The sequence below is a fragment of the Xenorhabdus littoralis genome, assembly GCF_033949345.1.
Lineage (GTDB): Bacteria > Pseudomonadota > Gammaproteobacteria > Enterobacterales > Enterobacteriaceae > Xenorhabdus > Xenorhabdus littoralis.
This window is the reverse complement of record NZ_VCDP01000003.1, coordinates 1-11,673: the sequence shown is the minus strand read 5'-3', so window position 1 is coordinate 11,673 and position 11,673 is coordinate 1. Positions and strand designations below refer to the sequence as shown.

Below are 11,673 nucleotides of genomic sequence, written 5' to 3'. Positions count from 1 at the left end.
AATTGCCGCTTTGTTGGCTGCATCTTGAAATCCATTGGGCATATCATTATGTTAAATAAGCCATTATGTTGAACAAACGATTATGCTGAACACGCTATGCAGGAGAGCAAACAGCAGGAGCGCCATCACTGATGCCACCATCATCATCTGCACTGACTGCGGGATATCGTCAGGTGTGACTTCACGTCTCGCATCGCCGAGCCACGGCTTTTCAACACATTGGTTAAAATAGATATTCGGCCCGCCGAGACGGATACCCAATGCACCTGCGACCGTGGCTTCCGGCCAGCCACTATTCGGGCTGCTGTGTTGATAGCGATCGCGCCAGCCAATCCGTAGCGCCTGCCGAAAATCTAACCCTTGCCATTTCGCTGCCAGCACCAGCAAAAGCCAACCAATACGTGCCGGTAGCCAATTCGCCACATCATCCATACGCGCCGAAAACATCCCCAGCGCCCGATAATGCGGCGTTTTATATCCCACCATTGAATCAAGGGTGTTCATTGCCTTGTAAGCCATGGCAAGCGGAGCGCCGCCAAGCATCAAAAAGAACAACGGGGCAATCACACCATCCACACTGTTCTCTGCCACTGTTTCAATAGTGGCCCGGCTGATTTGAGGCGCTTGCAGTTGAGAAGTTTCTCGCCCGACAATCTTGGCAAGCTGTTCACGGCTAGCTGCCAAATCACCTTGCCGCAATGCCTGATAGACCGCGTTCGCCGCATCACTCAGGCTACGTCCCGCCAATACGGTATAAATCAGCCAAATCTCAACCAGATAGCCCATCACAGATGCCATTCCATAGGCTAATCGCAGAACCCAATAGCTCACCAGCCAGACACTCCCGACAACCACCAGCCATAGCAATACACCTCCCCATTTCAGGGCGGTTTCAGTTTGGCAAATCCGGCGGATAAAACGCTCAGTCTGATTGATAAGTCGGCCTATCCAGCGAACGGGATGTGGCCAGTGAGGAGGATCGCCCAGTTTCATATCCAAAATAAAAGCAGACAACCACAGTAAAACGGTCATAACAGCCTCCTTGCCATTGTCAGCCAGCGATGGAGCAAACCGGGGTATTGAGCAAAATGGATATGCAGGTATCCCGCCAGCGTATTGCCATTCTGATATCCGCCACTCCAGCTTTTCTGAATTTCTTTCTGTACACCCTGTACTGCGCCATCACGCCATTTAACGCAATGAAAAACCGGAGGCTGAGAGCTGATAAAATCAGAGTAATGGAATTCATGTCCGCGCAATGTTTCCCCTTTTGCCACCAAAGGCGTATCGCACATTGCGGTAGCTTCGCAGTAACCAAAACGTTTCAGGCGTCCCTCCATTCGGCTTTCACCTGCAATCAACCCCACCATGTCATGCCGTACTCCCTCCGCATCCGTCAGGGTTTCACCGAGATACATCAATCCCCCGCATTCTGCATAAATGGGAATGCCTTTTTGATGTGCCTGCCGCAAGGCCGCCTGCATAGAGTGATTGCCCGCCAATGCGGGTGCATGAATCTCAGGATATCCGCCACCCAGATAAATCATTTGGCATTCTGGTAATTGATGATCATGCAGGGGGCTGAAACGCTTGATGACTACGCCTGCTTTTTCCAGTAACAGCAGGTTATCGGGATAATAGAAATGAAATGCCTCATCTTCTGCCAGAGCAAGCGTCAAACCTTGCCCCATGGCGGGATCAACCAGTGAATCGATATCTCCTTTTGGTAAGAGAGATAACTGGGTTAACGCCAGCAACTTATCCAAATCCACCGAGATTTCGATCTGCTGAGCCAGACCAGACCAGCATTCACTCTGTTGATTATCGCGTTCCTGTGCGGGGATAAGACCAAGATGGCGGGAAGGCAGTGTTATATCCGGCATGACAGGTATCCGCCCCAAGACAGGAATACCGCAATAATGCTCAATCGCCTGTTTCAGCAACTGAAAATGGCTGTCATGATTTACCCGATTTATCAGCACACCGGCAATATTCAGCTCAGGATCAAATAGCTGAAACCCCATTACCGTAGCCGCAATTGAGGTCGAAACAGCCTTACCATCTACCAATAAAATCACCGGACAGCCAAGCTGCTTGGCCATCGCCGCACTGCTACAATAATTGGGATCAGTGCCATAGCCATCATATAGCCCCATGACCCCTTCAATAACCGCAATATCTTTCTCGATCATCGCTTGATTAAACAGGCCATTCAGAATGGATTCCGGCAACATAAAAGCATCAAGATTGCGCGAATAAATGCCCGTCACAGCACGATGCCAGCCGCCATCCAGATAGTCAGGCCCGATTTTAAACGGCTGTACCCGAAATTGACGGTTCATCAATGCTCGCATAATGCCCAGCGTGACCGTGGTTTTGCCACATCCACTACCAGTACCTGCAATGACAAAAGCATATTTTTGTTGCATGGGCTTTCCCCAAAACATTTAACATCATGTATTGATATAAAAATTGGATAACTTATCTTCATCCATTGATATTTATCAAATAAAAGTCATTTTATTTCTGCTAATAGAATTAATGTCATCTTTGCCGATGAACTATTCAATCTTTAATTTTATGTTAACAAACTCAGAAAAATAAATGAATTAACACCTGTATTACAATGTGATTTTCCAGTCGGAATAAAACAGATGATTTCTGTTTTTAAAAATACACAAATATCATATTTATAAAAACAGCACTGATTACTTTTGTGATCTTGTTCATGATTATTTGGTTTTAAAATTCATTCCATTCATAAAAGAATAAAAATTAACATACCAAACCTAATAAAACACAATAAAGAATAAAAAACCAACCAATTGATTTTAAATCATTTTTATAAAAACAAACAGATATCCATCATCATCTTGAAAAAAATCCAACTTAAAAAGTATCAACATTGATATAAATCAATTTTATCTTATTACCATTGACGTAATAATTAAACATCAACCAAATAAAAAACAATATATAAATAAAATTAAAAATTATGGTAGATTTAAATAAAACAAATAACACTCAAGAATAATATCTGACTTATAAAAAAGATAATTTCAATTTCAAGATTTAACCCGAGCGATACTTTTATAGTTTTTATTATTTTAATTTTAAAAACACAGAGGTGTTCCAATGAATAAAAGCAATGTATGGCTGGTGGGCGCAGGCCCTGGTGACGCAGGTTTAATTACTATCAAAGGTCTGCTCTGTATTCAATGTGCTGACGTCATTGTTCATGATCGTCTCGTCAATCCGGAGCTTATTGCTCAAGCTCCGGAACACTGCGAAATCATTAATGTCGGCAAAGAACATGATTATCATCCTATCCCACAGGAGGAAATTAACCAAATTCTGCTGAAATATGCTCTGGCAGGAAAGCGGGTTGTTCGTCTGAAAGGCGGCGATCCTTACGTCTTTGGCCGTGGAGGGGAAGAAGCCGAAGTGTTGGCGCAACATGGCATTCAATTTGAAATCGTTCCGGGTATAAGCTCCTCAATTGGTGGGCTGGCCTATGCAGGCATTCCCGTTACTCATCGTGATTACGCATCAGGCTTCCATGTTGTGACCGGGCATACTGCTCAGGGCAGCGAGCAGCAGAACTGGGAAGTACTTGCCCAATTGGAAGGGACGCTGATTATTCTGATGGGGATGAGCCGTCTGGAGGAAATCTGTCGGCAATTAATACGGTATGGCAAATCCCCCGCCACTCCTGCTGCGGTGATTATGTATGCCAGTCATCCCAAACAAGATAGAGTCATCGGTACGCTGAAAACACTGCCTGCAAAAGCAGAAGAAAAAAAATTACATGCTCCGGCGCTGATCGTGGTCGGTGATGTCGTTAATTTGAGTGAAACACTCTCCTTTACCCCGGATTCCATTACCTCGGATGAACTCTTTTCCCAACTGAAAAATAGCACTGGCGGAGCGATTTGATGAATGTGCATGGCGGGAATGTCATTGAAATCTCTCGGCAATATGGCCTGCCAGCCAATGAATTGATTGATTTCAGTGCCAATATCAATCCACTGGGCGCTCCTGAACGGGTGAAGACACTGATTCAAAATAATCTCACCTGTATCGAAAAATACCCTGATATTGAATACCGCCATTTACATCAAGCCATTGCTAAGGCACATCAATGCGATTATGCCTCCGTGATGGCTGGCAATGGTGCCACAGAATTAATCTACTCAATGGTTCGTTACCTCCGCCCTAAACGCGCCCTGCTTCTCATCCCAGGCTTCGCAGAATATCGGCGTGCCTTGCAGCAAGTCGGGGCGGAGATCATCGACTATCCATTAACAGAAGAAGCAGGATTTCAGCCTGATCTACGCCTATTGGATTCACTATCCAGTATTCAACCCGATTGTGTTTTTATTGCCACACCCAATAATCCCACCGGATTAATGCCAGACAGCCAATTTATGCAATCCTTAGTGGAATATTGTGAAGAACAGAAGATCCCACTGATTGTCGATGAAGCCTTTATTGATTTTCTGCCTGATAACCGGGGATTGATCCCTCAATGCGCTGTAACTAAACATCTTTATATACTGCGTTCACTGACAAAATTTTTCGCCATTCCGGGATTACGGTTAGGCTATCTGGTCAGTGGAAATACGGCAGGGATCGCCGGAATGAAAAAACAACGTGAACCATGGTCGATCAATGCCTTTGCAGCTCTGGTCGGTGAGATTTTATTTGATGAACATGCCTATATCACGGCGACTCATCAATGGCTAAAATCACAACAACATTATCTCCGGACTCATCTTTCGGCCTTTCCTGAACTGACCGTTTGGCCACCGTCGGCTAATTTCCTGTTCTTCCGCTGTAATCGACCTGATATGGATTTATGGCATGCTTTACTTCAACATCGGTTACTAATACGCCATTGTCAGAATTATGCGGGATTAGATGGGCGCTACTACCGGATAGCAGTACGCAGTGAATGGGAAAATCAGCGCCTGATTACCGCCTTGCAGCAAGTTTTTGCACATGGCTGAAGCCTGTTGTCCTGCTTCCTGTGGAGAGCTTATACAGGGATGGATATTAGGGGGAGAAAAATTGATCTCCTGTCCAATCAATTGGTTCAGTTGTGTTTCAGTCAGCGAAGGCATTCCCACACTACATGAACGACCACGTATGCGTCAGATGGTGAATTTACTGCTGGATTACTGGCAAATGCCCTTAGAATTATCTTCCAGCCTGCGCATTGAATATCAATCAACCATCCCGCTTGCCAAAGGCATGGCCAGCAGTACCGCCGATATTGCCGCGACCGCACATGCCACCGCCAGACTATTAGGCCAATCACTGGATAGCACGACGCTCGCCCAACTCTGCGTAAAACTAGAACCTACTGATAGCACAATATTCGAACGACTCACTTTGTTTGATCATCTTACCGCCCAGACGCAAATTCCTTTTGATTGGCAGCCGGATATCGACATATTGCTGCTGGAAAGCCCACAGACTATTTTGACAGAAGAATATCATCAACAGGATCGCCATCTACGATTATTAAGATCCGCCCCATTACTCCGACAATCATGGCAGCAATTCCGTACAGCGGCTCAGAAGCATGACAATTACCGCCTTGGAGAAGCCTGTACATTGAGCGCCATCGCCAATCAATCGATCCTGCCTAAACCCTGCTTTGGGCAACTTAGGAATTTAGTCGAACAAACAGGCATTTACGGATTGAATGTTGCTCATAGTGGCAGCGTGGTTGGTCTGTTACTCAATTCCAGTCGCCATGATGTGGATTACCTGCGCTGGTGGCTGGATCAAAAAAAGATCCTGGAACACTACCCAATACTTCATCACGTTAAATTAACTGTGGGTGATGTTCGATAAACATAACTTTATCCTAGCCACTCTGGGACATTTTCTTTATGCTAAATAACATAATTTAAACAATGAATTAAATCCTATGGAACATATAAACCCGAGCCTGCCACGATTGACGATTTTATGTCACTCGACATTCGCGTCAGCAAAATTATCAATAAGTTTTGGCTGCTGTCTGTGACGAGCAAGGCACCATCCTGATACAGTCAGAAATAAGTGTAAACTTGGGCACACGGATGCTGTAATTTTTTAAAATCACTAGATACAGGAATATCATGAGAACACAAAAAAAATGCATGGGTTACGTTGCTATCGTTGTGGATGATTACGATAGAGCTATCGACTACTACACGAATAAATTGGGATTTACGTTGGTAGAAGATACCCCTCAGCCGGGTAAAAGATGGGTTGTCGTGACGCCAAATCCTGAAAGTGATTGTAATTTATTACTGGCAAGAGCATCTAATGAAAGACAGGAAGAATTTATTGGTAATCAATGTGGTGGCAGAGTATTCCTGTTCCTACAAACTGACGACTTCTGGCGCGATTATCATAAAATGAAGGAAAATGGCGTTCATTTTTGTGAAGAGCCACGTCAGGAAGAATATGGCATTGTGGTGGTTTTTGAAGATATTTATGGCAATCGCTGGGATTTGTATCAGAATACGATTGAGGAATAAATAGCAATTTAAATTTGTTATCCCCAAATTAGCCCAATAACATTGGGCTAATTATATATGTAACCCATGAAATTATTTTTTATCAAGATTCAACTTAAAAAATCAATTACAGTATCAAGTACCAATCTATATATTTAGGCAAAATAAGCAATTATTTATCCAGTAAAGCACTTTCCTCTGAAACCCAAACATGTGTTTGCAAGATACCAACAAACACATAATCCATTGATTTAAAACTAATTATAGAGGAAGAAAATATACTAAATTTACTTATATAATTTATAATACTGATTTTTTCATTTTTTCAGAATAATATTTATGATAAAAATCACACTTTCTTGCAAAATGCATTCTTGATCAAACATACGATCGTATTCTCACAATCAGAATGAATTATAAAAATAATCTTTACTATCTATTAGATATGAAATAAAACATCAATATATAAAATAACCAAGGACATGATATGTCGAAGAGGGAAAATCAGATATTGCAACTTCTGAAACGTGATCCTTTCATTCAGCAGCAAGAAATCGCTGACATTCTAGGGATTAGTCGCTCATGTGTTGCAGGACATATTATGAATCTAAGTAAAAAAGGTTATATTAAAGGCAAAGGATATATTTTATCTAACGATATTTATGCTGTGACAATTGGTGCGGCGAATATCGATTTAACAAGCTATACCTATGCCAAGTTAATTTATGAAGATTCCAACCCAGGGAAAATTATTTCGACTCCAGGCGGTGTAGGAAGAAATATTGCACAAAACATTGCCTTATTAAAAAATGAAAGCTATTTAATCTCTGTTATTGGTAATGATGAAAATGGCAAAATATTGTTTGACAAAACAAAAGCAGCAGGCGTCAATGTTAAATATTTATATAAATTGGATGGGGAAAAAACATCAGTTTACAATTCGGTCATTGACGAAAATGGTAAGTGTATAGTCTCTGTTAATGACATGAGCATTCTGGAAAAATTAACCCCGACATTATTATCTCAATCTAAATCTTTAATTCAACATGCTAGTGTATTAGTCGTTGACTGTAACCTGACGGAAAAATCACTAGAATGGTTATTTAATCACTCCAGAAATATCCCCATATTTTTCGATACAGTTTCCATATCCAAAGCGCCCAAAATTCGTCATTATTTATCCCATATCCATACCTTAAAACCCAATCGTACAGAAGCAGAGATTCTTAGCGGGATAAAAATTAAAACCCAAAAAGACGCGGCTGATGCGGCACATTGGTTTCATGAACGCGGTGTCCAGCGTCTAATTTTAAGCATGGATACCGAAGGTGTATATTACAGCGAATTGGATAATATCTCAGGATGTTCACCCGCACTCAATACCAACATCATTAATGCCAATGGCGCTGGCGATGCCATGATGGCCGGGCTTGTACATTGTTGGTTAGAAGGTATGGAGTTAAAAGAAAGCATTCGTTTTGCACAACAATGCTCAGCACTGACCCTATCCTCAGAAAATGTTGAAATATTCCCAAAAAATCGCTCATGCACTTAATTAAAGCCATCTGGATAAAGGTGAATATTTAATCAGATAATTATCAACTATGGTGTGTTGATGTCTCATGTTCATCATTCAGTCCCCCCATATCAGCAACCATATAATGACAAACGCCAGTGCCAGTATACTGGCGTAATTTAGTTTTAATTTATTATTCTTGCCGCTATAGCGCGAAAGTACTTATAGGATCTTAAAATTACATAAGTATGACTGATAGACCGCTATCGGGTGGAGCGGTCTATTAGCTAAATTATTTTTTATCTTTATTTTTCTCAAGCCATTTTTGCATTTGTGCAATTTCTGGCCCTTGAGCATTGATAATAGCTTTTGCCAGTTCTCTCATTTCGGGATTTTTGCCATATTTGAGTTCAATTTTAGCCATATCGATAGCCCCTAAATGGTGAGCAATCATGCCTTCAGCAAAGGCGGCGTCCGGATCTTCAATACTGATACTCTTAGCCATATTTTCATGCATCTTTGCCATTGAATCATTCAATTCCTTTTGCATAACAGTGGTTGTATCTGAAGAGGCGTGATTCATGTGGGAGTTTGTTTGATTAGCTGAAGCGCCAAAAGAAATTGTGGTTACTAAGACTACAGCTAAGGGAAGTATTTTTTTCATAGCATTATCCTGTTGGGTTATATAAATGCTTTAAAACTATAAAGCTTCCCCTTACAGGAAGGTCAATAAACTTAAATAATATTTAATATAATTTACACAGAAGTTATATCTGGATAATGATTTATGGGAATTTAATGAGATAACCAGATGTCAACCGCATGCTTCAACGATATGCTGATAACTGCCACAAGCTGCATTTGTCATATCCGCTTTATCCAATTCCGGTGGAATATTAAATGATAGAGTAATTAAGTGGAAATAATTTCAAGGGCAGATAATTTCTATACAAAAAACTATACAGCAAATTGCATATATTTAGAAAAATCACACTAAATGGATTTTCAAAATGGTAGGAATATCAAAGAAACTCGATCCTAAATTTGCGAAATTTTTGTTCCCAAAACGCAAAATCACAGAAAAAAGGATCGAGTCATGCTTATCATACCACCCACTTCCCGAAATGAACGGCGGCAGATGAAAAAAATCGTTCAAAAGACACCTGATAAAAATTATGCACGCCGGATCATGGGGGTACTCCTACTGTGTCAAACACATTCCGTTCCTCAGGTCGCAGGAATACTTTGTTGCGCCGAATCTTCTGTCTGGCGTTGGCTGAAAAAGCTTAGAGAACAAGGATGGGCAGGCTTGCAAAGCTTGACTGCCGGGCGCCACATTCAGTGGCATTTAGCACGTTATCTGCCTGTTCTACATTATTTTTTGGCGCACTCTCCCCAACAATTTGGCTATATTGGTTCTCGTTGGAGTCTTTCATTTTTTGTGTTTTTACTCAGGAAACATGCGCACATTACACCTTCCATCAGCACACTCTACCGTTACTTCTGTAAACAAGGCATTGTCTGGCGGCGGGCTTCGCCCACCTTAAAACAACCTGATCCAGAATATGACGAAAAAATGGCGCGTATTACTGAAGCGCTTTTGCAGACTTCAGAGAAACACCCAAGATGAAGTTGATATTGATTTTAATCCTAAAATTGGCGCTGATTGGTACTTTAAAGGTCAGCAAAAACGGATTGTGACACCGGGCCAAAATCAAAAATATTACTTTGCCGGTTGTCTTGATGCCCAAACAGGAAAGATCGTATCTACGGGTTACACGAGGAAAAACTCAGATTTATTTATCAATATGTTAGAAGTATTGAAACGCACATATCGTGATACAGAAACACTGAGTGTTATTTTAGATAATTACTGCATCCATAAAAGTAAGAAGGTAAAAGCATGGCTGCGTAATAATCCTACCGTGACGCTTTTATTTCTGCCGGTCTACTCTCCCTGGCTGAACAAAATAGAACTGTTATGGCAATCACTTCATGAAACGGTGACACGCAATCATTGTTGCCAGTTTATGTGGCAGCTCATCAGGAATGTGAAAATTTTTTAAAAAAAGGTTTCGTTAACGACTTGGAAAGAAATGAGAAATATAAGAGTCTCATCATTATGACAAACTATTTAGGCATTTTTAACTGAACCATTTGCTTTAACGGATAGCACTTTGCTATTTCTGGAGAGGTATCAACAAGCAAATACCGATCATAACGAACCACTTCAGGAAGTTATTGGTAAATATTGGGTAATGCAGCGATACATTATCTAGAGGTAGGAGGTGTCGTAGAAACAATTTACTATTTTACATAAGCAGTCAATTCAAACAAAGTTAATAACACAAGAGCTAGTTTTTTCATGATGCTTTATTCTGTTCCTATATAAGATTTATCTGTCTAACTTTTCTTAAGAAAGGAATAATATTTAGTTCGCTGGATTTTAAACGCAAGCCGTTACAACTAGGCAGGGTGCTAGCATACTATGATTAATATTTGAACTTAAAATATCAATATTGTTCTTTAATTCTTTAGTTTACTATAAAAGTCTAAAGAATTGCTTTCGTGATTAAATTTTACGCGATAAAAACACTATTAAAACTGAATATTAAGAGACAATCGTCTTCAAAACGCAACTAAAATAGTGTGCTCGCGCCCTGACAACTAGGTGACGAAACGGAGCATTATTGGACAGGAGAGATTACTGCATAAATGCCCATGGTTTTTATGCTCTCCAGCTCTGTCGCAAGCAATATATGATATTCACGCGCTTCTATACGACCATCTCCTTATTCTATCGTGATATTTACTTGAACTAGAAATGACGCAATTATATTCCTTCCCTTTGTTTGGTATCAAAAATGTACTAACTGGATTTTTTAAATCTTGATCAAGAAGAAAATATATAGAAATGTCAGGCTCTAGGCTACCAATAAATCCATATGTACCACTTAGCCCTAGAGGCGATAGAGTAACGACTACAAATCTGGAAGAGCCTGGATGAATAAACTCCGAGCTGGCATACATTATCTCAGTATTTGTATTTATGTTATACCTATTGTTCACGTTTAAACCAACGTATTTTGATCCAAAACTCGATAGTTTTTTAAAGCACTCAGCGTCATATTGAGGCGCGAGAGTACCATCCTGTAATACGGCATAGACAAATTTCAGTATAACTTTAGCTTCTCCCTCAAAAGAATTGGCATAAATTTCTTTAATTTTTTTCATAAATTGACTCCATTGTAATGGTAAATTATGTCTGAATTAGATTAATTAACAAACTCTCAAGTTGATTATATATTATGGTTCATATACAGAATCTTAATAATTAAGTCTTTCAAAACATGTATCCAATATTTTGTTTTTACATAACTTTTTTTGCAGTGTTTTGAAGGCATCCTTAATTTTGATTCAGGGAATGTAATGAACGCATCCCGTTTGCAAGACAAAAATCACGTTGACATCGACGGTAGGTTGCAGCTCTATATCCGTACATGAACTCCCGCGTATGTGCAAGATAAGTTCGTCGGATGGCGGTCATAACTGCGTTCGTACATTCGGCTTCTGTATTTGCAGACTATTTTCTGCTGAGCCATGATGGATATGTGCCCACCTTCGCCTTATCGGCCTTCAGAC

General features: G+C 40.7%; 9 protein-coding genes and 2 pseudogenes. 6 read left to right on the top strand and 5 right to left on the bottom strand.

Features of this window, described 5'->3' with window-relative positions; translation table 11 throughout:
• Positions 1 to 63 precede the first annotated feature (63 nt).
• Positions 64 to 1,032, bottom strand: coding sequence for an adenosylcobinamide-phosphate synthase CbiB (cbiB, locus tag FE394_RS00810; protein ID WP_319924511.1), 969 nt, complete (start codon positions 1,030 to 1,032; stop codon positions 64 to 66).
• Entirely contained in the window at positions 1,029 to 2,429 is a 1,401-nt protein-coding gene (locus FE394_RS00805) for a cobyrinic acid a,c-diamide synthase CobB (protein WP_319924510.1), read from the bottom strand. Before FE394_RS00805 ends, cbiB begins: the two co-directional genes overlap by 4 nt.
• Positions 2,430 to 3,135: 706 nt before the next feature.
• On the opposite strand from FE394_RS00805, the gene cobA reads away from it, so the two are divergent.
• The 5 genes from cobA to FE394_RS00780 all read left to right on the top strand — a co-directional run bounded on the left by cobA (position 3,136) and on the right by FE394_RS00780 (position 8,070).
• Positions 3,136 to 3,936 carry a uroporphyrinogen-III C-methyltransferase gene (gene cobA, locus FE394_RS00800; RefSeq protein WP_319924509.1) on the top strand — a complete coding sequence of 267 codons (801 nt, stop codon included), beginning with the start codon at positions 3,136 to 3,138 and terminating at the stop codon, positions 3,934 to 3,936.
• Positions 3,936 to 5,009 (top strand): threonine-phosphate decarboxylase CobD, encoded by a 1,074-nt coding sequence (gene cobD / locus FE394_RS00795; protein ID WP_319924508.1) that lies wholly within the window; start codon positions 3,936 to 3,938, stop codon positions 5,007 to 5,009. Before cobA ends, cobD begins: the two co-directional genes overlap by 1 nt.
• Positions 5,002 to 5,862 carry a GHMP family kinase ATP-binding protein gene (locus FE394_RS00790; protein WP_319924507.1) on the top strand — a complete coding sequence of 287 codons (861 nt, stop codon included), beginning with the start codon at positions 5,002 to 5,004 and terminating at the stop codon, positions 5,860 to 5,862. The genes cobD and FE394_RS00790 overlap by 8 nt, the downstream gene beginning before the upstream one ends.
• 269 nt (positions 5,863 to 6,131) lie before the next feature.
• Complete coding sequence (locus tag FE394_RS00785) at positions 6,132 to 6,536, top strand: VOC family protein (RefSeq protein WP_319924506.1); 405 nt, start codon at positions 6,132 to 6,134, stop codon at positions 6,534 to 6,536.
• Between the two features lie 466 nt (positions 6,537 to 7,002).
• Positions 7,003 to 8,070, top strand: a complete 1,068-nt coding sequence (locus FE394_RS00780) for a PfkB family carbohydrate kinase (protein WP_319924505.1) — start codon at positions 7,003 to 7,005, stop codon at positions 8,068 to 8,070.
• Positions 8,071 to 8,148: 78 nt separating this feature from the next.
• Here FE394_RS00780 and FE394_RS19815 read toward each other — a convergent pair.
• Together FE394_RS19815 and copM are read right to left on the bottom strand one after the other, a co-directional pair.
• A pseudogene (locus FE394_RS19815) lies at positions 8,149 to 8,255 on the bottom strand (IS5/IS1182 family transposase); the annotation flags it as partial.
• A gap of 68 nt (positions 8,256 to 8,323) precedes the next feature.
• Positions 8,324 to 8,695 (bottom strand): CopM family metallochaperone, encoded by a 372-nt coding sequence (gene copM / locus FE394_RS00775; protein ID WP_319924504.1) that lies wholly within the window; start codon positions 8,693 to 8,695, stop codon positions 8,324 to 8,326.
• Between the two features lie 432 nt (positions 8,696 to 9,127).
• Between copM and FE394_RS00770 the strand changes: the two are divergent.
• A pseudogene (locus FE394_RS00770) lies at positions 9,128 to 10,097 on the top strand (IS630 family transposase).
• 700 nt (positions 10,098 to 10,797) lie between these two features.
• Here the strand turns inward: FE394_RS00770 and FE394_RS00765 are convergent.
• Positions 10,798 to 11,265, bottom strand: a complete 468-nt coding sequence (locus FE394_RS00765; RefSeq protein WP_319924503.1) for a hypothetical protein — start codon at positions 11,263 to 11,265, stop codon at positions 10,798 to 10,800.
• Positions 11,266 to 11,673: the final 408 nt, after the last annotated feature.

Bases quoted from the DNA above. Each gene is read 5' to 3' on its own strand.
- cbiB (WP_319924511.1), bottom strand. From the start codon at position 1,032: ATGACCGTTTTACTGTGGTTGTCTGCTTTTATTTTGGATATGAAACTG.
- FE394_RS00805 (WP_319924510.1), bottom strand. From the start codon at position 2,429: ATGCAACAAAAATATGCTTTTGTCATTGCAGGTACTGGTAGTGGATGT.
- cobA (WP_319924509.1), top strand. From the start codon at position 3,136: ATGAATAAAAGCAATGTATGGCTGGTGGGCGCAGGCCCTGGTGACGCA.
- cobD (WP_319924508.1), top strand. From the start codon at position 3,936: ATGAATGTGCATGGCGGGAATGTCATTGAAATCTCTCGGCAATATGGC.
- FE394_RS00790 (WP_319924507.1), top strand. From the start codon at position 5,002: ATGGCTGAAGCCTGTTGTCCTGCTTCCTGTGGAGAGCTTATACAGGGA.
- FE394_RS00785 (WP_319924506.1), top strand. From the start codon at position 6,132: ATGAGAACACAAAAAAAATGCATGGGTTACGTTGCTATCGTTGTGGAT.
- FE394_RS00780 (WP_319924505.1), top strand. From the start codon at position 7,003: ATGTCGAAGAGGGAAAATCAGATATTGCAACTTCTGAAACGTGATCCT.
- copM (WP_319924504.1), bottom strand. From the start codon at position 8,695: ATGAAAAAAATACTTCCCTTAGCTGTAGTCTTAGTAACCACAATTTCT.
- FE394_RS00765 (WP_319924503.1), bottom strand. From the start codon at position 11,265: ATGAAAAAAATTAAAGAAATTTATGCCAATTCTTTTGAGGGAGAAGCT.